This is a genomic window from Streptomyces sp. enrichment culture, from assembly GCF_964273145.1.
Lineage (GTDB): Bacteria > Actinomycetota > Actinomycetes > Streptomycetales > Streptomycetaceae > Streptomyces.
This window is the reverse complement of the sequence record NZ_OZ186873.1, coordinates 5,201,829-5,226,286: the sequence shown is the minus strand read 5'-3', so window position 1 is coordinate 5,226,286 and position 24,458 is coordinate 5,201,829. Positions and strand designations below refer to the sequence as shown.

Here is a 24,458-nt window from a genome sequence, read left to right as displayed (position 1 = left end):
GCCGGGGCGCGGGGGTGGTGCTGCGCCGACACGGCACCACCCCCGCCTCACGGGCCCGGTCGAGGCCGCGAACGCCGTTCAGGACGGCGTCGCTCAAGTGTCCGCCCTTCGAGGGGCCGTCCACCAGGGTTGCAGGGGGTTGCAACTTTCTGCTGATCTGTGTGCCCCCGTCCGTGTTCCCCCGTTCGGCACGAGCGGCAGTATGGGGCGCGGTGCGGGACGTGGTGCACGACGGACGCCGGGGAGCGCGGCCGGCCGCCGCACGGCGGCCGCGGTCGCCCGGGCCCTTTCTCCGGGAGGACGGGAACCAGTGGCGCTCTCGCCGATGGACGTGACGCAGATCGCCGCCGTGGACACGGCGCGGGCGGCGCGGGTGCTCAGCGAGGTCCGCTCCGCCAGGCTCTCCGGCCGGCGCGCACCGGTGCGTCCGCGCCCGGTGATCGAGCAGTCGTGGCAGCGGATGCTGCGCAGCGGGGTCGACCCCGACCACGACTTCCGTTCCGGGCTGCTGTCCCGCGAGGAGCTGGAGCGGCGGCGCGCGCACTCGCCGCTGCGCACGGTGCTGCCGGTGCTGCGGCAGGGGCTGCTGTCGGTCGCGGACGTCGCCCACCACATCATGGTGGTCGCCGACGCCGAGGGCCGGGTGCTGTGGCGCGAGGGCAGCGCGCCCGTGCTGCGCAAGGCCGACAAGCTGGGCTTCGAACTCGGGGCCGACTGGCGGGAGGACGTCGTCGGCACGAACGGCGTGGGCACCCCCGCGGTCACCCGGCGGCCCGTGCAGGTCTTCGCCTCCGAGCACTTCGTGCGCTCCCACGCCACCTGGACCTGTGCCGGGGCGCCGATCACCGACCCGCGCGACGGACGGCTGATCGGCGTGGTGGACGTCAGCGGACCGCTGGAGACGATGCACCCGGCCACGCTCGCCTGGGTCGAGTCGGTGGCCGGGCTGGCCGAGGCACGGCTGCGCGAGGCGCACACGCGGTCGCTGGAGCGGCTGCGCGCGGTGGCGGCACCGGTGCTGGCCCGGACCGGCGGGCGCGCGGTGGTGGTGGACCGGGACGGCTGGACCGCCGCCGTGACGGGAATGCCGTACACGCGCCGGGTCGCGCTGCCCAAGTCCCCGGCGGCGGGCCCCGGATGGCTGCCGGCGCTGGGGCCGTGCACCCTGGAGCCGCTCGCCGGGGGCTGGCTGGTGCGGGCGGTGGCCGGGGAAGCGGTACCGGCAGACGGCACGCGGATCGTGCTCGACCTGCGGCAGCCGCGCCACTGGTCGGTGGAGGTGGCCGGCGGCGCGGGCTCCTGGACGTACGGACTGAGCCCCCGGCACGCGGAGTTGCTCTACGTCCTGGCCGTCCACCGCACCGGCCGCAGCGCCGCGGCGCTCGCCGCCGACCTGTTCGGCGACCCGGCCCGTACGGTGACGGTGCGCGCCGAGATGTCGCGGGTACGGCGGTACCTCGGGGCCCACCTGCGCCACCGACCGTACCGTTTCCGTGAGGACGCCGAGGTCCGGGTGCTGCTCCCGGACGACCCGCGCGACCTGCTGCCGCACTCGACGGCACCCGCAGTGACGCGGCGGCGGACCCCCGCGGCCCCGGACTGAGCGCGCGGCCCGTGCGCCCCTCCCCGCCTGCCTGCCTCATCTCCCGCGTATGTGCGGGGTATTGGCCCGCCGCCCCCCTGTCTGCCGTAGCATCCCCTGTGGGTCGTCCCACCTGCTTCTCGGTCAACGCGGGACCATCGGGCGCTCCTGGCCCGGCGCCTGGGGAGGTTGTATGAAGCATCGCGGCAGACACCGCCGGCGCCGACGTGCCCGGGCCCTGCGCGCGGCCCTGGCCGGAACCGCCCTCTCCCTCACCGCCGCCGCCACCCTGATCAGCGCCTCCCAGGCCCAGGTCGACGACGGCCCCGGACCGCTCCGGGCGCTCGACTCCCCCGCCGCGCGCGGCGAACTGCGCCTCACCGAGCACCGGGTGCCCGCCCGCTGGCTCGACCGGCTCTCCTCGTCGATGGGCCGTCCCGTCGGCGCGCGGACGGTCCTCGGCTCCGCCGACCGCGAACTGCGCGAGGCCGCCGACTGCACTGCCGAGGAACGCGCCGCGCTGCCCGTGGCGCCCGCGGCCACCCGGGCGTACTGCTGGAGCGAGGACGACACCCGGGGGTGGCGTCCCGGGGCCGTCACCACCTCCGAGGGCGCCTCCGCGGACGGCCGCTGGGGCGGGCACCGGGTGATCCTCTCCGCCTGGTCGTCCGAGGAAGGGGGCGGCCACGACGACAGCGGCGGCGAGGACGGCCCCGGCCCGCGCCGGGGCGTCGGCCCGTCCCCCGCCGACCGGCCCCTGTCCCGGGTCGCCTTCGTCGACGCGGACGACCCGGACCGGCCGCGCCACGTGTCGGCCCTGCTCGTCGTCCCGGTGGACGGCGGACGCGACTACCGCAGCCTCGGCTCCCCCGTCTCCGGCATGGTCTGGTACGGGGACAGGCTGCTCGTCACCGCCGGCGCCGGTGACCGCGCCACGCTGTACGCCTACGACATGGACCGCGTGCTCCGCACCACCGTCGGCGCCGGGGCCGTCGGCCGGGTGCCCGGCGGCTGGTCGGCACACGGCTACCGGTACGTGCTCCCCGCCGTCGCCGCCTACCGCCCGGCCGGTGCCGCGCCGCGCCCCGCCGCGCTCTCCTTGGACCGCACGGCCTCCCCCGCCGGCGTGGTCGCCGGTGAGCGGGTGCCGGCGGGTGCCGGCCGGCCCGCCCGCCTGTGGCGCTACGCGCTCGGCGAGGAGGGGGCGCGCACCGGTCCGCTCGCCGCCGACGCGGCCGGGCACGTGGACGCCGTGGAGGTGTACGAGACCCGGGCCGCCGGAATCGGCGGCGTCCTGGCGCACCGCCCGTCCGGCTCCGACCGCACCGGCTGGTACCTCACCCGCGCGGCCCGCGAGCCGGGGGGCCGCGCCGTCCTGGGGCGGCAGGACGGCGCGGGCGCCGAGGTCGTCGAGTGCGGTGCCGACCGGTCGAAGCACTGCTGGAGCGGGGAGACGGGGTCCCTGTCGTACGACGGGCGGACCGGCGAGGTCTGGTCGCAGTCCGGCCGCGCGCTGTTCGCCGTGCCGCTGGCCTCGATCGACGCGGCCCTGCGCTGACCGGCCTCCCCCGGCGGGCCCGCGGCCCGGCCGGTCGACAGGGCCGCGTGCCGGATGGTTCCCTGACCGGCATGACCAACATCCCCGTGACCACCTGGTCCCTGGAGCAGACCGACCCGGCGGACCTCCTTCCGGCCGCCGCCCCCGAGGGAGATGTCCGGATCGTCCGTTCGGAGGTGCCCTCGCCCGAGTTCAGCCGCTTCCTGTACACCGCGGTCGGCGGTGACGTCCACTGGACGGACCGGCTGGGCTGGACGTACGCGCAGTGGCAGGAGCACCTGCGGCGGCCCGGCGTGGAGACCTGGGTGGCCTACGACCGGGGCACGCCCGCGGGGTACGTGGAGACGACCCCGCGGGGCGACGGGGTGGTGGAGATCGAGTACTTCGGGCTGCTCCCCGCGTTCCGGGGGCGGCGCATCGGCGGGCACCTGCTGTCCTACGGCACGGCCCGCGCCTGGGACCTCGCGGACCGCTGGCCGGGCCTGGCCGAGACCAAGCGGGTGTGGCTGCACACGTGCAGCAAGGACGGCGAGTTCGCGATGGACAACTACCTGCGCCGCGGCTTCCGGCTGTTCGACACCAAGGTCGAGGAGGAGCCGCAGGCGCCGGCGCCGGGCCCCTGGCCCGGGGCCTTCCCCGCCTGATCCGCACGGCCCCGGCCTCGTCCGGACCGTGTGACCGGCGACACCCTTGTCTCGTCCTGTGAGACAAGGGTGTCTGCATTTTGGACGAAGCTGGACTGTGTCCAGATCGTCATGCCACGCTTCCGTCATGCCTGGAACTGGAATTGCCTTGGTGAGTCGACGTCACGTCGACCTCGGCCGCGTGTCCAGCGCCATCTGTCCGGCGCGCTGAGAGCTCCTCCAGCAGCACCCAGCAGTACCGGATTCCCCCGCATCGCCTCATTCCCGCGCAATGAAGCGCACGCATGCCCACGCGCTTTGCCGAGCAGGTCAGAGCCGCTTTCCGCCTGTCCCGAAGGACGTGTCCACGATGACCGCCACCCCACCCGACCCTGCCGCCGCGCCCGTCCGCCGCAAGGTGAGCCGTCACCGCGGCGAGGGCCAGTGGGCCGCGGGCCACTTCACCCCGCTCAACGGCAACGAACAGTTCAAGAAGGACGACGACGGTCTCAATGTGCGGACACGCATTGAGACGATCTACTCCAAGCGCGGCTTCGACTCGATCGACCCCAACGACCTGCGCGGCCGGATGCGGTGGTGGGGGCTGTACACCCAGCGCAAGCCCGGGATCGACGGCGGCAAGACCGCGGTGCTGGAGCCGGAGGAGCTGGACGACGAGTACTTCATGCTGCGCGTCCGCATCGACGGCGGAGCGCTGACCACGGCGCAGCTGCGGGTGATCGGCGAGGTCTCGCAGGAGTTCGCGCGCGGCACGGCGGACATCACCGACCGGCAGAACGTCCAGTACCACTGGATCCGGATCGAGGACGTGCCCGAGATCTGGAACCGGCTGGAGAGCGTCGGCCTGTCCACCGTCACCGCCTGCGGTGACACCCCGCGCGTGATGATCGGCTCCCCGGTGGCGGGCATCGCCGAGGACGAGATCATCGACGCCACGCCGGCACTGGAGGAGATGAAGCGCCGCGTCCTGAACAACAAGGCGTACTCCAACCTCCCCCGCAAGTTCAAGACGGCCATCTCGGGTTCGCCGCTGCTGGACGTCGTGCACGAGATCAACGACGTCGCGTTCGTCGGCGTGCGCCACCCGCAGCACGGTCCGGGCTTCGACGTCTGGGTCGGCGGCGGTCTGTCCACCAACCCCAAACTGGGCGTGCGGCTCGGCGCCTGGGTGCCGATCGACGAGGTCCCGGACGTCTACGAGGGCGTCATCTCGATCTTCCGCGACTACGGCTACCGCCGGCTGCGCAACCGGGCCCGGCTGAAGTTCCTCGTCGCCGACTGGGGCGCGGAGAAGTTCCGGCAGGTGCTGGAGGACGAGTACCTCAAGCGCAAGCTGACCGACGGTCCCGCGCCCGAGCAGCCGGTGCGGCAGTGGCGCGACCACATCGGTGTGCACCGGCAGAAGGACGGCCGCTTCTACGTCGGTTTCGCGCCGCGCGTCGGCCGGGTCGACGGCGCCACGCTGACGAAGATCGCCGACCTTGCGGAGGCGCACGGCTCCAGCCGGGTCCGCACCACCGTCGAGCAGAAGATGATCATCCTCGACGTCGAGCAGGACAAGGTCGACTCGCTGGTGGAGGGCCTGGAGGCGCTGGACCTCACCGCGCGGCCGTCCTCCTTCCGGCGCGGCACCATGGCCTGCACCGGCATCGAGTTCTGCAAGCTCGCCATCGTGGAGACCAAGCAGCGCGGCTCGCAGCTGATCGACGAGCTGGAGCGCCGCCTGCCGGACTTCGGCGAGCCGATCACCATCAACCTCAACGGCTGCCCGAACGCCTGCGCCCGTATCCAGGTCGCGGACATCGGCCTCAAGGGCCAGCTGGTCCTGAACGACCGGGGCGAGCAGGTCGAGGGCTACCAGGTGCACCTGGGCGGCGCGCTCGGCCTCCAGGCCGGCTTCGGCCGCAAGGTGCGCGGCCTGAAGGTGACGGCGGAGGAACTTCCGGACTACATCGAGCGCGTCCTCAAGCGCTTCCAGGCCGAACGCGAGGACGGCGAGCGGTTCGCCGCCTGGGCGGCCCGCGCCTCCGAGGAGGCACTGTCGTGAGCGAGCGCGCAGCCCCCTTCTACTGCCCCTATTGCGGCGACGAGGACCTGCGCCCCGGCGAACAGGGTCACGGCGCCTGGGAGTGCGTGGGGTGCAACCGCGCATTCCAGTTGAGGTTCCTCGGGCTGCTGGCCCGGGGGCTCCAGTCCGACTCCACGGGAGGGGACGGAATATGACGGCAGCTCAGGAAGAGCGCACGGCCGAGGAGCTGAAGGAGCTCGCCGAGCGGGCGGGCCGCGAACTGGAGGACGCCTCCGCGCCGGAGATCCTCCAGTGGGCCGTGAAGACCTTCGGCAAGCGCTTCTGCGTGACCTCCTCGATGGAGGACGCGGTCGTCGCCCACCTCGCGTCCCGCGCGATGCCCGGCGTCGACGTGGTGTTCCTCGACACCGGCTACCACTTCCCGGAGACCATCGGCACCCGGGACGCGGTCGAGGCCGTGATGGACGTCAACGTCATCACGCTCACCCCGCGCCAGACGGTCGCCGAGCAGGACGCCGAGTACGGCCCGAAGCTGCACGACCGCGATCCCGACCTGTGCTGCAGGCTGCGCAAGGTCCAGCCGCTGGAGGAGGGCCTGAAGGGCTACCTCGCCTGGGCGACCGGCCTGCGCCGCGACGAGTCCCCGACCCGGGCGAACACCCCGGTCGTCGGCTGGGACGCCAAGCGGCAAAAGGTCAAGGTCTCCCCCATCGCCCGCTGGACGCAGGACGACGTGGACGCCTACGTCGCCGAGCACGGCGTCCTGACCAACCCCCTGCTGATGGACGGTTACGCCTCCGTCGGCTGCGCGCCCTGCACCCGCCGGGTGCTCGAGGGCGAGGACGCGCGCGCCGGCCGCTGGGCGGGCCGGGCCAAGACCGAGTGCGGGCTGCACACATGACGGCCACAGGCACGCATACGGAGCCCACAGGTCCCGCTGTTACTTCTGTCAGCCATGCGACCACTGCGATCCAGGAGAACCACGTGACGACCGGAGCCACCGTCTGGCTCACGGGTCTGCCGAGCGCCGGCAAGACCACCATCGCCCACGAGCTGGCCGGACGGCTCCGCGAGGAGGGCCGCCGCGTCGAGGTGCTCGACGGCGACGAGATCCGCGAGTTCCTCTCGGCGGGCCTCGGCTTCAGCCGCGAGGACCGGCACACCAACGTGCAGCGCATCGGTTTCGTCGCCGAGCTGCTCGCCCGCCACGGCGTCACGGCCCTGGTCCCGGTGATCGCGCCCTACGCCGACAGCCGCGACGCGGTGCGCAAGCGGCACCAGGAGCACGGCACGCCGTATCTGGAGGTGCACGTGGCGACGCCGGTGGAGGTGTGCTCGGTGCGCGATGTGAAGGGGCTGTACGCCAAGCAGGCGGCGGGCGAGCTGACCGGGCTCACCGGCGTCGACGACCCGTACGAGGAGCCCGAGGCGCCCGATCTGCGCATCGAGTCCCAGAACCAGACCGTGCAGGAGTCCGCGGCGTCGGTGTACGCCCTGCTCAGCGAAAGGGGACTGGCATGACCGGCACGACCGGCACCGTGGCCGCCGTCACCGGGGAGACCGGCAGCCCGTACGCGCTCTCCCACCTGGACGCCCTCGAATCCGAGGCGGTGCACATCTTCCGCGAGGTGGCGGGCGAGTTCGAGAACCCGGTGATCCTCTTCTCCGGCGGCAAGGACTCCATCGTCATGCTGCACCTGGCGCTGAAGGCGTTCACCCCCGCGCCGGTGCCGTTCGCGCTGCTGCACGTGGACACCGGGCACAACTTCCCCGAGGTCCTGGCCTACCGGGACCGCACGGTGGCCCGGTACGGGCTGCGGCTGCACGTGGCCTCGGTGCAGGACTACATCGACCGGGGCGTGCTCAAGGAGCGCCCGGACGGCACCCGCAACCCGCTGCAGACCCTCCCCCTGACGGAGAAGATCCAGAGCGAGAAGTTCGACGCGGTCTTCGGCGGCGGGCGCCGCGACGAGGAGAAGGCGCGGGCCAAGGAGCGGGTGTTCTCCCTGCGGGACGAGTTCTCGCAGTGGGACCCGCGCCGCCAGCGCCCCGAGCTGTGGAACCTGTACAACGGCCGGCACGCGCCCGGCGAGCACGTCCGCGTCTTCCCGCTCAGCAACTGGACCGAGCTGGACGTGTGGCAGTACATCGCCCGCGAGGGCATCGAGCTGCCGGAGATCTACTACGCGCACGAGCGCGAGGTGTTCGCCCGGGACGGCATGTGGCTGACCGCCGGCGAGTGGGGCGGCCCCAGGGACGGTGAGACCGTCGAGAAGCGGCTGGTGCGCTACCGGACCGTCGGTGACATGTCCTGCACCGGGGCCGTCGACTCCGACGCCGACACCATCGAGAAGGTGATCGCCGAGATCGCCGCCTCCCGGCTGACCGAGCGCGGCGCCACCCGCGCCGACGACAAGCTCTCCGAGGCCGCGATGGAAGACCGCAAGCGCGAGGGGTACTTCTAGAGATGAGCACGATCACGACCGAGGAGCTCTCGGCCACCACCCTGCTGCGGTTCGCCACCGCCGGATCCGTCGACGACGGCAAGTCCACCCTCGTCGGGCGGCTGCTGCACGACTCCAAGTCGGTCCTCGCCGACCAGCTGGAGGCCGTGGAGCGCGCCTCGGCGAGCCGGGGCCAGGAGGGCCCGGACCTCGCGCTGCTCACCGACGGCCTGCGCGCCGAGCGCGAGCAGGGCATCACCATCGACGTGGCCTACCGCTACTTCGCCACCCCCCGGCGCCGGTTCATCCTCGCCGACACCCCGGGCCACGTGCAGTACACGCGGAACATGGTCACCGGCGCCTCCACCGCCGAGCTGACGGTGATCCTGGTCGACGCCCGCAACGGCGTCGTCGAGCAGACCCGCCGCCACGCCGCCATCGCCGCGCTGCTGCGCGTGCCGCACGTCGTCCTCGCCGTCAACAAGATGGACCTGGTCGGCTACGAGGAGAAGGCGTTCGCGGCCATAGCCGAGGAGTTCACGGCGTACGCGACCGAGCTCGGCGTCCCCGAGGTCACCGCCATCCCGATCTCGGCGCTGGTCGGCGACAACGTGGTGGAGCCGTCCGCGCACATGGACTGGTACGGCGGCCCGACGGTGCTGGAGCACCTGGAGACGGTCCCGGTCAGCCACGACCTGGCGCACTGCCACGCCCGTCTGCCCGTGCAGTACGTGATCCGCCCCCAGACCGCCGAGCACCCCGACTACCGGGGCTACGCCGGCCAGATCGCCGCCGGTTCCTTCCGCGTCGGCGAGGAGGTCACCGTCCTGCCGTCGGGCCGGACGACGACGGTGACCGGCATCGACCTGCTGGGCGAGCCGGTCGACGTCGCCTGGACACCGCAGTCGGTGACCCTGCTGCTCGCGGACGACATCGACATCTCCCGCGGCGACCTGATCGTGCCCAGCCAGGACGCCCCGGCGACCACGCAGGACGTCGAGGCGACCGTGTGCCACGTCGCCGACGCCCCGCTCACCGTCGGCCACCGGGTGCTGCTCAAGCACGGCACCCGCACGGTCAAGGCGATCGTGAAGGACATCCCGTCCCGGCTGACGCTGGACGACCTGTCCCTGCACCCGCACCCGGGCCGGCTGGCGGCCAACGACATCGGCCGGGTGAGGATCCGCACCGCCGAGCCGCTGCCGCTCGACTCCTACGCCGCCTCCCGGCGCACCGGATCGTTCATCCTGATCGACCCGAGCGACGGCACCACGCTCACCGCGGGCATGGTCGGCGAGTCCTTCGCGGCCCCCGAGCCGGTCCGGGACGCGGACGACGACGGGTGGGACTTCTGAGCATGCGCTCCCCCGACTTCTACTCCACGTTCGCCAAGGAGGGCGGCCGCGTCGGCAGCGGCGCCCTCGGCAGCGGGCAGGGCGGAGTGGCGCGATGTGGACGGTGACGTACGCGCACTGCCCGCGCGCCCGTACCGCACGTCCGCACAGCCGAAGACCCGCCGATCTCCCGGCCACGGCCTGACCCCGCGACGGGGACCGTGACCGCCGGGCCAACGAGAGGAACGCCTCCCGTGCCTGCCATCCCCGCCCTGCGCCGCAGCCTCGCGGTGATCGCCTCCCTGCCCCTGCTCGCCCTCGCCGCCTGCGGATACGGCTCCCAGGCCAAGGAGGACGGCACCGCCCAGGTCGCCGCCGGGGCGAAGAAGACCGACGGGCTGGACTCCGTCAGGATCGGCTACTTCGGCAACATCACCCACGCGACCGCGCTGGTGGGCAACCGGAAGGGCTTCTTCCAGAAGGCGCTGGGCGCCACCGAGGCGCGGTACGCGGTCTTCAACGCCGGGCCGTCGGAGATCGAGGCGCTCAACTCCGGCTCCCTCGACATCGGCTGGATCGGCCCGTCCCCGGCCGTCAACGGCTACACCAAGTCGAACGGCAGGAACCTGCGGATCATCGGCGGTTCGGCCTCGGGCGGGGTGAAGCTGGTGGTGAACCCGGAGAAGATCAAGTCGCTGAAGGACGTCGAGGGCAAGCGGATCGCGACCCCGCAGCTGGGCAACACACAGGACGTGGCGTTCCTCAACTGGGCCGCCGAGCAGGGCTGGAAGGTCGACGCCCAGAGCGGCAAGGGCGACGTCACCGTCGTCCGCAGCGACAACAAGGTCACCCCGGACGCCTACAAGGCGGGCTCCGTCGACGGTGCCTGGGTGCCCGAGCCCACCGCGTCCAAGCTGGTCGCCGAGGGCGGCAAGGTGCTCCTGGACGAGGCGAGCCTGTGGCCGGACGGGAAGTTCGTCATCACGAACATCGTCGTGTCGCAGTCGTTCCTCAAGGAGCACCCCGAGGCCGTCGAGGCCGTGCTGAGGGCGTCGGTCGAGACCAACGAGTGGATCAAGGCCAACCCGGAGGAGGCCAAGGCCGCGGCCAACGAGCAGCTGGCCGCCGACACCGGCAAGGCGCTGCCCGCCGAGGTCCTGGACCCGGCGTGGGAGTCGATCCAGGTCACCGACGACCCGCTGGCCGCCACCCTCGACGCCCAGGCCGGGCACGCGGTGAGGGCGGGCCTGCTGGAGAAGCCCGATCTCCAGGGCATCTACGACCTCACGCTGCTCAACAAGGTGCTCGAGGCGGCGGGGCGGCCCGCGGTCGACGACGCCGGCCTCGGTGTGAAGTAAGCCCGGACCCCGACCCGTACCCAGGAGGTGACGACCATGGCCACGACCCTCGCCAAGGCCGCCGACGGCACCGAGGCGGCGACCTGCGCCGCCCGGATCGAGCACGTCTCGAAGTCGTTCGCCGGCCCCGCCGGACGGCAGCTCGTACTGGACGACATCAGCCTCGATGTCGCGCCCGGCGAGTTCGTCACCCTCCTGGGGGCCTCCGGTTGCGGCAAGTCCACCCTGCTGAACCTGGTGGCGGGCCTGGACAAGCCCAGCGCCGGCAGCATCACGACCGACGGCCGCCCGGCGCTGATGTTCCAGGAGCACGCCCTGTTCCCGTGGCTGACCGCGGGCAAGAACATCGAACTCGCCCTGAAGCTGCGGGGCGTGCCGAAGACCGAGCGGCGCGGCAAGGCCGAGGAGCTCCTCGAACTCGTCCGGCTGGGCGGCGCGTACGGCAAGCGGGTGCACGAACTGTCGGGCGGCATGCGCCAGCGGGTGGCGATGGCGCGGGCGCTCGCGCAGGAGAGCAGGCTCCTGCTGATGGACGAGCCGTTCGCGGCGCTGGACGCCATCACGCGGGACGTGCTGCACGACGAGCTGACCCGGATCTGGCGCGAGACGGGGCTGTCCGTGCTGTTCGTCACGCACAACGTGCGCGAGGCCGTCCGCCTCGCCCAGCGCGTGGTGCTGCTGTCCTCCCGTCCCGGGCGCATCGCGCGCGAGTGGACGGTCGGCATCCCGCATCCGCGCCGCATCGAGGACACCGCCGTGGCGGAGCTGTCCGTCGAGATCACCGAAGAACTGCGTGGGGAGATCCGCCGCCATGGCCAGCACTGACACGACGACGACCGCCGCCAAGGACGGCGGCGACCTCGCCGGCCTGGAGGCGGGCCTGGACGCGCTGGAGACCGTCCAGCAGGGCCGCAAACCCTTCCGGCAGACGTTCACGGAGAAGATCCTGCCGCCGGTGCTCGCGGTGGTGCTGGTGCTGGCGATGTGGCAGGCGCTGGTCTCCTTCGGGATCGTCGACGATCCGACGAAGCTGCCCGCCCCGGCCGACGTGTGGAACGTGGTCCGGGACGCCTGGCTCCAGGGCGAGCTGCTCGGTTACATCTGGACCAGCGTCTCGCGCGGCCTGCTCGGCTTCTGCTTCGCCCTGCTGATCGGCACCCCGCTGGGCCTGCTGGTGGCGCGGGTGAAGTTCGTGCGCGCGGCCATCGGTCCGATCCTTTCCGGCCTGCAGTCCCTCCCCTCGGTGGCGTGGGTGCCGCCGGCCGTGATCTGGCTCGGCCTGAACAACTCGATGATGTACGCCGTGATCCTGCTCGGCGCGGTCCCCTCCATTGCCAACGGCCTGGTCTCCGGCGTCGACCAGGTGTCCCCGCTCTTCCTGCGCGCGGGCCGCACCCTGGGCGCGACGGGCCTGAAGGGCACCTGGCACATCGTGCTGCCGGCCGCGCTTCCCGGCTATGTGGCGGGTCTGAAACAGGGCTGGGCGTTCTCCTGGCGCTCCCTGATGGCCGCGGAGATCATCGCGTCCTTCCCCGACCTCGGTGTCGGCCTGGGCCAGCTGCTGGAGAACGGCCGCAACGCCAGCGACATGGCCATGGTGTTCGAGGCCATCCTGCTCATCCTGATCGTCGGCATCGCCATCGACCTGCTGATCTTCAGCCCGCTGGAGCGGTGGGTGCTGCGCAGCCGCGGTCTGCTGGTACGGAACTGAGGCCCGTCATGCCCTCTCCGGTCCTGCTCGTCATCGCCCACGGCAGCCGCGACGCGCGGCACGCCGCGACCGTGCACGCCCTGGTGCGCCGGGTGCGGTCGCTGCGGCCGGGCCTGCGCGTGGAGACCGGGTTCCTCGACTTCAACGTCCCCTCGGTGCCGGGGGTGCTGGAGTCCCTGGCGGCGCAGGGCGTGCGGGACGTCGTCGCCCTGCCGCTGCTGCTGACCCGCGCCTTCCACGCCAAGGCGGACATCCCCGCCGTCCTCGCCCAGGCGCCGTCCCGGCTGCGCGTGCGGCAGGCCGAGGTGCTCGGCCCCTCCCCGCTGTTGACGGCGGCGCTGGAGCGGCGCCTGTACGAGGCGGGTCTGACGCCCGCCGACAAGTCCTCGACCGGGGTCGTCCTGGCCTCGGCGGGGTCCACCGACCCGGAGGCGATCGCAGTGATCGCAGCAATCGCGCGGGAGTGGCGGCACACCGGTTGGTGCGCCGTGCGGCCTGCGTTCGCCTCCGCATCCCTTCCCCGCACGGAGGACGCGGTGCGCGAGCTGCGCGCACTGGGCTGCCCGCGGGTGGCGGTCGCCCCGTACGTCCTGGCGCCCGGCTTCCTGCCGGACCGGATCGCCCGGGGCGCGGCCGGGGCGGACGTCCTCGCCGACGTCCTCGGTCCCGCGCCGGAGGTGGCGCGGCTGCTGCTGGAGCGGTACGACGAGGCCCGGGTGCCGGTGCGGGCGGTGGTGGGGGCCTGACGCCGGGCTCAGGCGCGGGTCAGCTCCACCAGTTTCAGGACGGTGTTCCAGTTGCGGGTGGTGGCGATCACGCCCTTGTTCACCCGGGGCCTGGAGAGGGCCTCGGCCAGCTTGGAGCGGCCCAGGCCGTCCGGCGCGTACAGGTACAGCGCGCGGTCGCCGAGCCGGAACTCCTCGGGGAGGTGGGCGGCTTGGTCGATGCCGGCGAAGCGCTCGGGGCCGACCGGCGCGGAGAAGTAGGTGACGTGGAGCTGTTTGGCCTCCAGTTCGGCGGCCGGGAACGGGCACGCCTCGGCGACGGCCTCCAGGTAGGCGTGGTCGCGCACGATCACGTCGACGGGGAAGCCGAAGCGTTCCCCGATGGCCGACGTGAGCTCGGCGGCCAGTGACTCCTCGTCGCCGCGTCCGGACGTGAACACGGCCTGGCCGCTCTGCAGGTGGGTGCGTACTCCGGTGTGGCCGAGCTCGGCCAGCAGCGCGCGCAGGTCGGCCATCGGGAGTCTCCTGCTGCCGCCCACGTTGATCCCGCGCAGCAGCGCCGCGTACGTCGTCGTCATCCGCCCAGCTTAGGGCGGCCGTCCTCCCCGGTCGCCGCGTTCGCGGACGCTGTCCGCGCGGTCCGCGAGGCGGGCGGGCACCGGCGGCGGGGTGAGCGGCCGGCGGGCCGCACCTCGTCCCGCTTCCCGTGCCGCGCGAGGGTCTGCCGGTTCCCGGGGAACCGGCAGACCCGGTCGTGGTCCCCGCCCGGACGCACGCGCCCCGCCCGGGACCGATCGGGGACGGAGCGGACCAGGGGCGGGACCGGTCAAGGGCGGAGTGCCCCCACGCTCACGCCCCCTCCTCCCGGCTCGCGCCGCGGCTCGACGCGAGCTCCGCCTCGATGAGGTCGGCCGCCCGCCGCGTGCCGCCCTCCCGCGCCATCCCGGCCTGGACCTCCTTCAGCTTCCGGGCCACCTCCGGGTCGTCGACGAGCCGGAGGGCCGCCGTGCGCAGCGCCTCGGCGGTCGCCTCCTCGGCGGGAAGGTGCCGGGCCACGCCGAGCTCCTGGAGCATGTCGGCGTTGCCGAACTGGTCCACGGCCTGCGGCACGGCGATCATCGGGGTGGCGGTGGCCAGGCCCTCCTGGCTGCCGCCCGCGCCGGCGTGGGTGACGAACAGGTCGGCCTGCCTCAGGACGGCGAGCTGGGGCACCCAGGAGTGCACCTCCACGTTGCCCGGTACGACCCCGAGGTCGGCGGGGTCGACGTGCCGGCCGATCTGGAGCACCACGTGCCAGCCCGGCAGGTCGCCGAACGCCTTCAGGCACCGGCGGTAGAACTCCGGCTGCTTGGTGAAGGCGGAGCCGAGCGAGACGAGGACCACCTTCTCGGCGCCGGCGGGGCGCTGCCAGCTCCCCTCGGCGGCGCGGTCGCCCTGGCAGGCGCCGACGAAGGTGTACACGCTCTCGTCGACCCGGTCGGCGTGCGGCTGGAGCACTTTCGGGATCAGCACCAGGGAACGGGCCGGGCGGCCGACGAACGCGTCGGGGTCCTCGGTGATGCCGTTCTCCTCCAGCCAGCTCCGGAAGCGGGCGTAGTAGGCCCGTCCGCGCTCGGTTCTCCTCGGCTCCTCCCACATCGGCTCGGCGACCTCCTCCTCGTAGCCCTCCCAGGCGACGAGGTTCGGCGAGAGGGAGACCGCGGGCACGCCCCAGCGGTGGGCGAGGACGCGGGCCGGGTACGAGGTGATGTCGTGCAGCACGAGGTCCGGCTCGTCCCCGCGGTAGGCCTCGATCAGCTGCGGGAGCGCCTGGATCGCGTCGTCGAGGAACGGCTCGACGTTGTCCAGCAGCGTGGACCCCCAGGCTTCGGGGTCGGCGTCGGGGCCGGGCAGCGCGGAGTTCCAGGGTTTCGGTTCGGCTCCGGTGGCGGCGACCTTCTCCGCGAAGACCGGCGGGATCGCGTACGTCACCCGGTGTCCCCGCGCCACGAGCTCGCGGATCACCTCCAGGCTCGGGTTCACGTGGCCGTGCGCGGCGATGGAGAACATGGCGATGTGGGCGGGGTTCGTCATGCCCGCACCGTAACCGAGACGATACGTCTCGTGCAATCGGTTTGTCCTCCGGTGGTGTCCGGCGCCCTCGCATCCCTCAGCGCTGGTAGCGGGCGAGCACCAGGTTGCCGTCCTCCTCCAGCCGCTCGCGCAGTTCCCGAAGTCCGATCGCGCCGCTGTAGTACTCCTGGAACGCGGGGGTCGCGACCTTGTCCTTCCACTCGGGATAGCCCCGCACCGACTGCGCGGGCGCCGGGCGGAGGTGGCCGGCGAGGGCCGTTCCGATGGCCCAGCCGTGCTTTTCGGTGCGCAGGGCGGGGTCCTTCAGCGCCTGGGTACCGGTGGGCAGCATCCAGTCCCCGAGGGCGAGGCGCACCATGTTCGGCGGGCGCAGCAGGAAGTCGAGGAAGGCGACGGCCTCCTCCTTGTGCGGGCTGTCCTCGGCGATGGACAGCGTCTGCGGGCTGACGCCCTGGGTGAGCCCGCCGGCGCCGGCCGGCGCGGGCAGCACCCGCCACCCGAAGCCCTCCGGCGCCTGCTGCGCGATCTGCTGGCGGTAGGAGAACCCGAGCGGCACCATCGCGTACCGGCCGGCGAAGAAGCCGGGCAGGGTGTCGGAGCCGCCGCTGCCCAGGGTCGAGGCGGGTGCGCTGCGGTCGGTGTTGACCTGGTCGTGGACGGTGCGCGGCACCACCTGGTCGGCCGCCTCGAACCGGACGGTGACCTTGCCGTCCGCGCCGCGGTGGAACAACTGCCCGCCGGTGGTGAGGGCCAGGTTGAGCGTGGCGGACACGGGTTCCCTCAGCGGCCAGGCCACGCCGTACTTCCCGTCGCCGCTCAGCCGCTCGGTCACCTGCCGGAACTCCTCCCAGCTCCACGGCCGCCCGGGGGTCGGGATCCGGACGCCCGACTCCCTCAGCCAGGCCGCGTTGGCGATCAGCACCCGGGGCTCCTGGAGGAACGGCACGCCGTAGACGCCGTCGCCGAAGGTGACGGCGTCCCAGCTGTGCCGGGGGATGTCCGCCCTCAGCCGCTCGGGCAGCAGACCGGTCAGGTCGGCGAGGTGACCGCCGTGGGCGAAGTCGGCGAGGTCGTCGGAGGCGTCGTGGATGACGTCGGGCGCCTCGCCGCCCTCGAAGGAGGTGAGCAGCTGGTCGTGGACGCTGTCCCAGCTCCCCTGGACGTACTCGACCCGGATGTCCGGGTGGGCCGCGTTCCACTCCCGCACCAGTTCCCTGGTGGCCGCCACCGACTCCCGCTGCCAGGCCAGGGACTGGAAGCGGAGGGTGATCCGGCCGTCGTCCCGGGTGCCGCCGAAGGAGCAGCCCGCGAGGAGGAGCAGCAGGACGGCGACGGCCGCCGCGGGGATCCTCGTCCGCATCAGCCCTTCACCGCCCCGGCGAGCACGCCGCCCGTGATCCGCCGCTGGACGAGCGCGAAGACGGCCAGGGAGGGCAGCGTCGCCAGCGAGGCCGCCGCCGCCAGCGGGCCGAGGTCGGCGACGCCCTCCGCGCCGATGAAGTGGGTGAGCACCACCGGCAGGGTCTGCTTCTCCGGTGTCTTCAGCAGCACCAGCGCGAAGAAGAACTCGTTCCAGGCGGTGACGAACGCGAACAGCGCCGTCGCCGCGATCCCGGGCGCGAGCAGCGGCGCCGTCACCGACACCAGCGTGCGCGCCCGCCCGGCCCCGTCGACCGCCGCCGCCTCCTCCAGCTCCACCGGCACGGCCCGCACGTACCCGGCGAGCATCCACAACGCGAACGGCAGGGACCACACCACGTACACCGCCACCAGCCCCGGCACGGAGTCGATCAGCCGCAGCTCCTTCAGCACCAGGAAGAGCGGGATGATCAGCAGGACGAACGGGAAGGCCTGGCTGACCACCACCCACCCGGTGGCCGCCTTGGTGAGCCTGCCGCGGTACCGGGCCATGACGTACGCCATCGGCGTGGCGATCAGTACGGTGATCACCGCCGCCCCGAGAGCGGTGGCCAGGGAGGTAAACGCGGCCCGGAGCAGGGGTTGTTCGTCGAGGGCCTGCCGGAAGTTGGCGAGGGTGGGGTCCCGCGGGATCCAGGTGGGGTGCGGACTCGCCAGTTCGCGCGGCGGTTTGAACGCCGTGGACAGCAGCCACAGGAACGGGAAGGCGAGGAAGACGAGGTACGCCAGCAGGGCCGCGTACCGGCCCGCGCGGGCCGCGGCGGAGGACCTCACGCGTCCTCACCTCCCCTCAGGCGGCCGGCGAGGAAGACGGCCAGCAGAATCGAGATCACGGCGACCATGACGCATCCCATCGCCGCCGCGTAGCCGAACTGGCCGTAGCGGAAGGCTTCTTCGTAGGCGAACAGCATGGGCAGGCGGGTCCGTCCGCCGGGGCCCCCGCTGGTCAGCACGTAGACCAGGGCGAAGGCGTTGAAGTTCCAGATCAGGTTGAGCGCGGTGATGGCCAGCGCGACCGGTTTCAGGGCGGGCCAGGTGACGGTGCGAAAGCGGCGCCAGGCGCCGGCGCCGTCGACGGCGGCGGCCTCGTGCAGCTCGCGCGGGGTGTTCTGCAGACCGGCGAGCAGCGCGACGGTCGTCTGCGGCATGCCCGCCCAGACGCCGACGACGATCACGGCGGGCAGGGCGGTCGCCAGGCCGCTGAGCCAGTCCCGGCCGCCGCCGAGACCGAGATCGCGCAGGGTCTCGTTGAGGATGCCGGCGTCCGGGCTGTAGACCAGCCGCCACATGATGCCGACGACGACCTCGGGCATGGCCCAGGGGACGATCGCCAGGGCGCGGGCCAGCCGGCGCAGCCGCAGGTCCCGGTCGAGCAGCAGGGCGAGGCCGAGCGCGAGCAGGAACTGCGGGACGGTCACCCCGACGGCCCACACCAGCCCGATCCGGAACGACTCCCAGAACAGCGTGTCGTGGAGCAGGTCCCGGAAGTTGAGGCCGCCGATCCACCGCGTGGGCTCCGTCCGGCCCGACTGGGCGTCGGTGAACGCCAGCAGGATGCCGTGGAGCAGCGGCCCGACGCTGAGCACCAGGATGGGGAGCAGGGCGGGCAGCACCAGGAACCACGCGCCGTGGCCGGCGGGCCGCCGCGGCCGGCCGGTGCCGGGCGCGCGGCGCGCCGGTCCCCTCGCCTCGGTCGCCGGTCTCACGTGATCAGCCCCTTCCCGCGGCGCGGACGGCCTGGTCATGGTCGTGAAGGGGCGGTGCCCCGTCAAGGCACCGCGCGCACCGTCCCACCTGTGCCGATGCGACACTGGCCGACGGACTGCGCGAACCCGGCGAAGGCCGGTCCCCCCACGCCGGGACCGCCCCGGACGTCGGGAGACGGCCGCAGACGTACGCGTGCGCGTACACGACGGAGCGACGGACACGGAGGCGGACGATGGACGAGGCACGGGCGCGGGACGTACTGGCCGCGGCGGGGGTGCTGCCCGGCGCGGCACGGGACGCGCGGCTGCTCGCCCTGGGCGAGAACGCGGTGTTCGCCGCCGGTGACCTGGTCGTCAAGGTGGGCCGCGACGCCGAACTCCTCGACCGGGCGCGCCGGGAGCTGGACATCGCGGTGTGGCTGGAGGAGGCGGGCGTGCCGGCGGTGCGGGCGGCGGAGCCGAGGGCACTGCTGGCCGAGGGGCACCCGGTGACCGTGTGGCACCGGCTGCCCGCACCGGTGCGGGCAGCCGAGCCGCGCGACCTGGCCGAGCTGCTGCGGATCGTGCACGCGCTGCCCTCCCCTTCCTTCGGTCTGCCGCCCCGCGACCTGCTGGGCGGCGTGGAACGCTGGCTGCGCCTGGCGGGCGACGCGATCGACCCCGCGGACGCGGCGTATCTGCGCGAGCGCCGTGACGGCTTCGCCTCGGCCGCCGCCGCGCTCACCCCGCAGCTGCCGCCGGGACCGATCCACGGCGACGCGCTGCCCCGCAATGTGCACGTCGGACCCGACGGGCCGGTCCTGGTCGACCTGGAGACCTTCTCCTCGGACCTGCGCGAGCACGACCTGGTGGTCATGGCCCTCTCCCGGGACCGCTACGGCCTCCCGGCCGAGGCGTACGACTCCTTCACCGCCGCCTACGGCTGGGACGTGCGGGAGTGGGAGGGGTGCGACGTGCTGCGGGGCGCCCGTGAGACGGCCAGCTGCGCGTGGGTGGCGCAGCACGCTCCCGGCAACCCCCGGGCGCTGGCCGAGTTCCGGCGCCGGGTGGCGTCGCTGCGGGACGGGGACGCCGCGGTGCGCTGGTATCCGTTCTGACGCCCCTCGGTCTGCGGTCCTCCACGCGCCGGCGCCGGCGGGGCGGCGCACGGGGAGGGGAGCGAGGGAGCGCCCGGCCTCAGACCCGTTCCCGTGCCGGCTCCCGCAGCGGCCACGTGCCGTCCACCACGGCGCCCGTATCGCCCTTGCGGCGCAGGAAGTCCTGGAAGTCCGCCGCCCACTCGGCGTACCACTCGATCTGCCGGCGGTGCAGCTGCGCCGGGCCGAGGGCCGCGACCTCGGGGTGGCGGGCGGCTATCGCGCAGGCCAGCCGGGCCGCGGCGAGGGCGTCGGCCGTGGCGTCGTGGGCGGTGCCGAGCGTGACGCCGTACTCGGCGCAGACCGCCTCCAGGTTGCGCTTGCCGCGGCGGTAGCGGTCGACGGCGCGGTCGATCGTGTACGGGTCGATGACGGGGCCCGGATCGCGGCCGCCCAGCCGGTCGCGCAGGGACGGCAGTCCGTGGCGCCGCAGTTCGGCGGAGAGCAGGGTCAGGTCGAAGGCCGCGTTGTAGGCGACCACCGGGACGCCCGCCCGCCAGTGGTCCACGAGGGCGCCGGCGACGGCGTCGGTCACCTGCCCGGCCGGCCGGCCCTCGGCCGCCACCCGCTCGTTGCTGATCCCGTGGACCGCGACCGCGTCCGCCGGGATCTCCACGCCCGGATCGGCCAGCCACTCCCGGCGGCCCTGCGGCTCCCCGTCCCTGACCTCGATCACGGCGCCCGTGACGATGCGTGCCTCGTACGGGTCGGTCCCCGTCGTCTCCAGGTCGAAGCCGATCAGCAGCTCCCGGTGCCAGCCCATGCGGCCCCCTTCTCGGTGGTGCGTTCCCCCGGTGGTTCCCACCTTCGCACGCGCCACTGACAATCCGGGGAGCCCCTGACGCCCGGACCGCGCTCAGGCCCTGCCCGGCCGCGTTCGCCCAAGGCCCCCGCAGGGGGTCATTCACGACACGGGCCGCGAATCCGCCCACATCAGCTCGAACTCCTCGCGATAGGTGGGGAAGAGTCCGCCTTCGTCGACATGGTCCGACTTGACCAGTCTGCTCCCGTTGCGCAGGACGAGGACGGGAGCCTCCATGCCCCGCGTCCGGCGCAGATAGGACTGCACGACCGCGATGCCGTCCGCGCCGTCGCCGTCGACGAGGTAAGCCGTGAAGCGGGGCGTCTCGTCGAAGACCTGGATCTCGAAGGCCCCCGGGTCGCGCAGGCGGGAGCGCACCCGGCGCATGTGCAGGATGTTCGTCTCCACCGCGCGGCTCAGCTCTCCGCGCTTGATGCCCAGTTCGCGCTCGCGCCGCTTGACCGAGCTGGAGGCCGGGTTCAGGAACAGCAGCCGCACCCGGCAGCCGGACTCGGCCAGCCGCACCAGGCGCCGCCCGGAGAAGTTCTGCACCAGCAGGTTGAGGCCGGTGCCGATGGCGTCGAGGCGGCGGGCGCCGCCGAAGATGTCCTCGGCGGGGAACTGGCGCAGCAGCCGTACCCGGTCCGGGTGGACCGCCACCACGTCGGCGTACCGGTCGCCGACCAGGTCCTCCACCGCGTCGACGGGCAGCCGCCGCGCCGAGGGGACGTCGCCGCCCGCGCCGAGGATCTCCAGCAGCCGGGCCGAGGCCCGCTCGGCCTGGTTCAGCACCGCCTCCGACAGCGCCCGGTTGCGGGAGACGACGTTGCGGGTCACCTCCAGCTCGTCGAGGGCGAGTTCCAGGTCCCGCCGCTCGTCGATGTAGGGCTCGAAGCAGGGCCAGTGCTGCACCATCAGCTCCCGCAGCTGCGGGAGCGTCAGGAAGCTGAGGACGTTGTCGTCGGCCGGGTCGAGCAGGTAGCCCTTGCGGCGGCTGACCTCCCGTACGGCGACCGCCCGCTGCACCCATTCCTGTCCGGCGGGCCCGGCCGCGGCCACCACCCACTCGTCGCCGTGGACGGGTTCGTACACGGGCCGCAGCACGGCGGCCACGACCGCGCGCAGCCGCTGCTCCACCAGGTTCAGCCAGATGTAGGCCCGGCCGGCCCGCTGGGCACGGGTGCGCACCTCGTGCCAGGCCTCGGCGTCCCAGTCCAGCTCCGGACCGATCGCACCCGCGTTCACCGGCCGCGCCAGGGACACCGCACCGGGCGGGACGTCCGTGGAGTTCCCCTCGTGACCCTCGTCACCAGGGGGCAGCTCCAGCCCTCCCGAGCCCACCCGCGCACCGCCTTCCGCTCCCCCGGGCACTCCCCGTCTCAACGATCAAGGAAGGGTACTCCGGGAGCGGCGCGCGGTGCAGCCCGATGGACAGGCTTGTCCCCAACTACCGTTTTGCGCCTGTCCATTATGATCACGAAGCTCCCCCGGAGTGAGCGGATTCATAGCGGTGACGGCGCCGGGTACCGCGCCCCCCGTTCCCAGCGGTCCCGGGAGCGCGGACCCGCACCACTGCTTGATCGTCCGGTAAGGGGGGATAAGACCTAGGTGGTTCTCCCACTTCCGCGCAGACTCGGGGCCAAGGCGCCCCCGCCGCCGCCCCCCACCTGAAAGAGTCGTGTCCATGCAGGTCTGGCCTGGAGAGGCATACCCACTCGGCGCCACCTACGACGGCGCCGGCACCAACTTCGCGGTCTTCACGGAGGCCGCCGACCGAGTAGAGCTGTGTCTGCTGCACGACGACGGCTCGGAGACGGCGATCGAGCTGCGCGAGAGCGACGCGTTCGTCCGGCACGCGTACCTCCCGGGCGTGATGCCGGGTCAGCGGTACGGCTACCGCGTGCACGGCCCGTACGCGCCGGAGCGCGGACTGCGCTGCAACAGCGCCAAGCTGCTCCTGGATCCGTACGCGCGTGCGATCAGCGGCTCGATCCAGTGGGGCGAGGAGGTGTACGGCTACCACTTCGACGAGCCCGACCGGCGCAACGACCTGGACTCGGCGCCGCACACCATGTCGTCGGTCGTGGTCAATCCGTACTTCGACTGGGGCGACGACCGGCTCCCCCGCACCGAGTACCACCGCACGGTGATCTACGAGGCCCACGTCAAGGGCCTCACCATGCGCCACCCGGGGCTGCCCGAGGAGCTGCGCGGCACCTATGCCGCGCTCGCCCATCCGGCGATCATCGAACACCTGACCAAGCTGGGGGTCACCGCGCTGGAGCTGATGCCGGTGCACCAGTTCGTCAACGACCACCGCCTGGTGGACATGGGGCTGAACAACTACTGGGGCTACAACACCATCGGCTTCTTCGCCCCGCACAACGCCTACGCCTCCTGGGGCGACCGCGGCCAGCAGGTCCTGGAGTTCAAGTCGGCGGTGAAGGCGCTGCACGAGGCGGGGATCGAGGTGATCCTCGACGTGGTCTACAACCACACCGCCGAGGGCAACCACCTGGGCCCGACGCTGTCCTTCAAGGGCATCGACAACCCGAGCTACTACCGGCTGACGGACGACCCCCGCTACTACATGGACACGACCGGCACGGGGAACTCCCTGCTGATGCGGTCCCCGCACGTGCTCCAGCTGATCATGGACTCGCTGCGGTACTGGGTCACCGAGATGCACGTCGACGGGTTCCGCTTCGACCTCGCGGCCACGCTCGCCCGGCAGTTCCACGAGGTGGACCGGCTGTCGTCGTTCTTCGACCTGGTGCAGCAGGACCCGGTGGTCTCCCAGGTGAAGCTGATCGCCGAGCCGTGGGACGTGGGCGAGGGCGGCTACCAGGTGGGCAACTTCCCGCCGCTGTGGACCGAGTGGAACGGCAAGTACCGGGACACCGTGCGGGACCTGTGGCGGGGCGAGCCGCGGACGCTGGCGGAGTTCGCGTCCCGGCTGACCGGGTCGTCCGACCTGTACCAGGACGACGGCCGGCGTCCGCTCGCGTCGATCAACTTCGTCACCTGCCACGACGGGTTCACCCTGCACGACCTGGTGTCGTACAACCACAAGCACAACGAGGCCAACGGCGAGGACAACCGGGACGGCGAGAGCCACAACCGGTCCTGGAACTGCGGTGTCGAGGGCGACACCGACGACCCGGCCGTGCGGGAGCTGCGGGCGCGGCAGATGCGGAACTTCATCGCCACCCTGCTGCTGTCCCAGGGCGTGCCCATGATCAGCCACGGTGACGAGTTCGCCCGCACCCAGCGGGGCAACAACAACGCCTACTGCCAGGACAACGAGCTGTCCTGGGTGGAGTGGCCCGACGGCGAGGGGCTGCCCGGCGAGCTGCTGGAGTTCACGCGCGCGATGGTGTGGATGCGCAAGGACCACCCGGTCTTCCGCCGCCGGCGCTTCTTCCACGGGCGGTCCGTGGAGGGCACCCGCGACGACCTGTCGGACATCGCCTGGTTCACTCCCGAGGGCCGGGAGATGACCCAGCGGGACTGGACCTCGGCGCAGGCGTCGGCGCTGACGGTGTTCCTCAACGGCAACGCGATCTCCGAGCCGGGCCCGCGCGGGGAGCGCATCACGGACGACTCGTTCCTGCTGATGTTCAACGCCTCGCCGAAGCCGCTGGAGTTCGTCGTCCCGATGGACCACGGCCGGCAGTGGCAGGTGGTGGTCGACACCTCCCGCCCGGACGGCGTACCGCCGGACACGGGCCCGAAGGTGCACGCCGGGGAGCGGCTGACGCTGGTGGACCGGAGTCTGACGGTGCTGCAGCGGCCGGTCTGAGCTCTCGGTTGCCCGCGGGCGTGCCGGCCGGTCCGGCACGCCCGCGGAGGGCGCGTCCGGCGTACGGCGCCGGACGCGCCGCCGGCGCGGCGAGCGCGAGGACGCCGGCGGGGGCGGCCGGGCGCCGGCCGGGCG

The 24,458-nt window shown here is 73.0% G+C and carries 23 protein-coding genes; 16 read left to right on the top strand and 7 right to left on the bottom strand.

Annotated elements, in window-relative coordinates; genetic code table 11:
• The first annotated feature begins 310 nt into the window (after nucleotides 1-310).
• The 14 genes from ACSU6Z_RS23515 (at nucleotide 311) to ACSU6Z_RS23450 (ending at nucleotide 13,406) form a co-directional block, all read left to right on the top strand.
• Nucleotides 311-1,603, top strand: coding sequence for a GAF domain-containing protein (locus ACSU6Z_RS23515; RefSeq protein ID WP_437048471.1), 1,293 nt, complete (start codon nucleotides 311-313; stop codon nucleotides 1,601-1,603).
• A gap of 172 nt (nucleotides 1,604-1,775) precedes the next feature.
• Entirely contained in the window at nucleotides 1,776-3,140 is a 1,365-nt protein-coding gene (locus ACSU6Z_RS23510) for a hypothetical protein (protein ID WP_437048470.1), read from the top strand.
• A gap of 71 nt (nucleotides 3,141-3,211) precedes the next feature.
• Nucleotides 3,212-3,784, top strand: a complete 573-nt coding sequence (locus ACSU6Z_RS23505) for a GNAT family N-acetyltransferase (protein WP_437048468.1) — start codon at nucleotides 3,212-3,214, stop codon at nucleotides 3,782-3,784.
• 127 nt (nucleotides 3,785-3,911) lie between these two features.
• Complete coding sequence (locus ACSU6Z_RS23500) at nucleotides 3,912-3,995, top strand: putative leader peptide (RefSeq protein ID WP_361224472.1); 84 nt, start codon at nucleotides 3,912-3,914, stop codon at nucleotides 3,993-3,995.
• A gap of 138 nt (nucleotides 3,996-4,133) precedes the next feature.
• Nucleotides 4,134-5,831 (top strand): nitrite/sulfite reductase, encoded by a 1,698-nt coding sequence (locus ACSU6Z_RS23495; RefSeq protein ID WP_437048466.1) that lies wholly within the window; start codon nucleotides 4,134-4,136, stop codon nucleotides 5,829-5,831.
• On the top strand, nucleotides 5,828-6,007 hold the full coding sequence (locus ACSU6Z_RS23490; RefSeq protein WP_437048465.1) for a hypothetical protein: 180 nt from the start codon (nucleotides 5,828-5,830) through the stop codon (nucleotides 6,005-6,007). Before ACSU6Z_RS23495 ends, ACSU6Z_RS23490 begins: the two co-directional genes overlap by 4 nt.
• Nucleotides 6,004-6,714, top strand: coding sequence for a phosphoadenylyl-sulfate reductase (locus ACSU6Z_RS23485; RefSeq protein ID WP_437048463.1), 711 nt, complete (start codon nucleotides 6,004-6,006; stop codon nucleotides 6,712-6,714). The genes ACSU6Z_RS23490 and ACSU6Z_RS23485 overlap by 4 nt, the downstream gene beginning before the upstream one ends.
• Nucleotides 6,715-6,797: 83 nt before the next feature.
• Nucleotides 6,798-7,334 carry an adenylyl-sulfate kinase gene (gene cysC / locus ACSU6Z_RS23480; RefSeq protein WP_437048461.1) on the top strand — a complete coding sequence of 179 codons (537 nt, stop codon included), beginning with the start codon at nucleotides 6,798-6,800 and terminating at the stop codon, nucleotides 7,332-7,334.
• The gene (cysD, locus tag ACSU6Z_RS23475; protein WP_437048459.1) at nucleotides 7,331-8,278 is read left to right on the top strand and encodes a sulfate adenylyltransferase subunit CysD; all 948 of its coding nucleotides are present in this window, start codon (nucleotides 7,331-7,333) and stop codon (nucleotides 8,276-8,278) included. The genes cysC and cysD overlap by 4 nt, the downstream gene beginning before the upstream one ends.
• 2 nt (nucleotides 8,279-8,280) lie before the next feature.
• Nucleotides 8,281-9,612: a sulfate adenylyltransferase subunit 1 gene (locus ACSU6Z_RS23470; protein ID WP_437048457.1), complete on the top strand. Its 1,332-nt coding sequence runs from the start codon at nucleotides 8,281-8,283 to the stop codon at nucleotides 9,610-9,612.
• A gap of 233 nt (nucleotides 9,613-9,845) precedes the next feature.
• A complete protein-coding gene (locus ACSU6Z_RS23465) occupies nucleotides 9,846-10,949 on the top strand; it encodes an aliphatic sulfonate ABC transporter substrate-binding protein (protein WP_437048455.1) in 1,104 nt (367 codons plus the stop codon).
• Nucleotides 10,950-10,985: 36 nt separating this feature from the next.
• The gene (locus ACSU6Z_RS23460; RefSeq protein ID WP_437048453.1) at nucleotides 10,986-11,774 is read left to right on the top strand and encodes an ABC transporter ATP-binding protein; all 789 of its coding nucleotides are present in this window, start codon (nucleotides 10,986-10,988) and stop codon (nucleotides 11,772-11,774) included.
• Nucleotides 11,761-12,660 carry an ABC transporter permease gene (locus ACSU6Z_RS23455; protein ID WP_437048452.1) on the top strand — a complete coding sequence of 300 codons (900 nt, stop codon included), beginning with the start codon at nucleotides 11,761-11,763 and terminating at the stop codon, nucleotides 12,658-12,660. The genes ACSU6Z_RS23460 and ACSU6Z_RS23455 overlap by 14 nt, the downstream gene beginning before the upstream one ends.
• Before the next feature lie 8 nt (nucleotides 12,661-12,668).
• Entirely contained in the window at nucleotides 12,669-13,406 is a 738-nt protein-coding gene (locus ACSU6Z_RS23450; RefSeq protein WP_437048450.1) for a sirohydrochlorin chelatase, read from the top strand.
• An 8-nt stretch (nucleotides 13,407-13,414) separates the two neighbouring features.
• On the opposite strand, the gene ACSU6Z_RS23445 is transcribed toward ACSU6Z_RS23450, so the two are convergent.
• The 5 genes from ACSU6Z_RS23445 to ACSU6Z_RS23425 form a co-directional block, all read right to left on the bottom strand.
• Nucleotides 13,415-13,963: a DUF1697 domain-containing protein gene (locus ACSU6Z_RS23445; RefSeq protein WP_437048448.1), complete on the bottom strand. Its 549-nt coding sequence runs from the start codon at nucleotides 13,961-13,963 to the stop codon at nucleotides 13,415-13,417.
• Between the two features lie 271 nt (nucleotides 13,964-14,234).
• A complete protein-coding gene (mgt, locus tag ACSU6Z_RS23440) occupies nucleotides 14,235-15,458 on the bottom strand; it encodes a macrolide-inactivating glycosyltransferase (RefSeq protein WP_437048446.1) in 1,224 nt (407 codons plus the stop codon).
• A gap of 76 nt (nucleotides 15,459-15,534) precedes the next feature.
• Nucleotides 15,535-16,818, bottom strand: a complete 1,284-nt coding sequence (locus ACSU6Z_RS23435; RefSeq protein WP_437048444.1) for an ABC transporter substrate-binding protein — start codon at nucleotides 16,816-16,818, stop codon at nucleotides 15,535-15,537.
• Nucleotides 16,818-17,651, bottom strand: coding sequence for a carbohydrate ABC transporter permease (locus ACSU6Z_RS23430; protein WP_437048442.1), 834 nt, complete (start codon nucleotides 17,649-17,651; stop codon nucleotides 16,818-16,820). The genes ACSU6Z_RS23435 and ACSU6Z_RS23430 overlap by 1 nt, the downstream gene beginning before the upstream one ends.
• Nucleotides 17,648-18,622, bottom strand: coding sequence for a carbohydrate ABC transporter permease (locus ACSU6Z_RS23425; RefSeq protein WP_437048441.1), 975 nt, complete (start codon nucleotides 18,620-18,622; stop codon nucleotides 17,648-17,650). The genes ACSU6Z_RS23430 and ACSU6Z_RS23425 overlap by 4 nt, the downstream gene beginning before the upstream one ends.
• A gap of 194 nt (nucleotides 18,623-18,816) precedes the next feature.
• On the opposite strand from ACSU6Z_RS23425, the gene ACSU6Z_RS23420 reads away from it, so the two are divergent.
• Nucleotides 18,817-19,680 (top strand): phosphotransferase enzyme family protein, encoded by an 864-nt coding sequence (locus ACSU6Z_RS23420; RefSeq protein ID WP_437048440.1) that lies wholly within the window; start codon nucleotides 18,817-18,819, stop codon nucleotides 19,678-19,680.
• A 79-nt stretch (nucleotides 19,681-19,759) separates the two neighbouring features.
• Here the strand turns inward: ACSU6Z_RS23420 and ACSU6Z_RS23415 are convergent, their stop codons facing one another.
• Both ACSU6Z_RS23415 and ACSU6Z_RS23410 read right to left on the bottom strand, forming a co-directional pair.
• Nucleotides 19,760-20,482, bottom strand: a complete 723-nt coding sequence (locus tag ACSU6Z_RS23415) for a 3'-5' exonuclease (protein WP_437048439.1) — start codon at nucleotides 20,480-20,482, stop codon at nucleotides 19,760-19,762.
• A gap of 141 nt (nucleotides 20,483-20,623) precedes the next feature.
• Nucleotides 20,624-21,862, bottom strand: a complete 1,239-nt coding sequence (locus ACSU6Z_RS23410; RefSeq protein WP_437048437.1) for an SAV2148 family HEPN domain-containing protein — start codon at nucleotides 21,860-21,862, stop codon at nucleotides 20,624-20,626.
• 343 nt (nucleotides 21,863-22,205) lie between these two features.
• Between ACSU6Z_RS23410 and glgX the strand changes: the two genes are divergently transcribed.
• Nucleotides 22,206-24,323, top strand: coding sequence for a glycogen debranching protein GlgX (gene glgX, locus ACSU6Z_RS23405; protein WP_437048435.1), 2,118 nt, complete (start codon nucleotides 22,206-22,208; stop codon nucleotides 24,321-24,323).
• The last annotated feature ends 135 nt before the right edge of the window (nucleotides 24,324-24,458 follow it).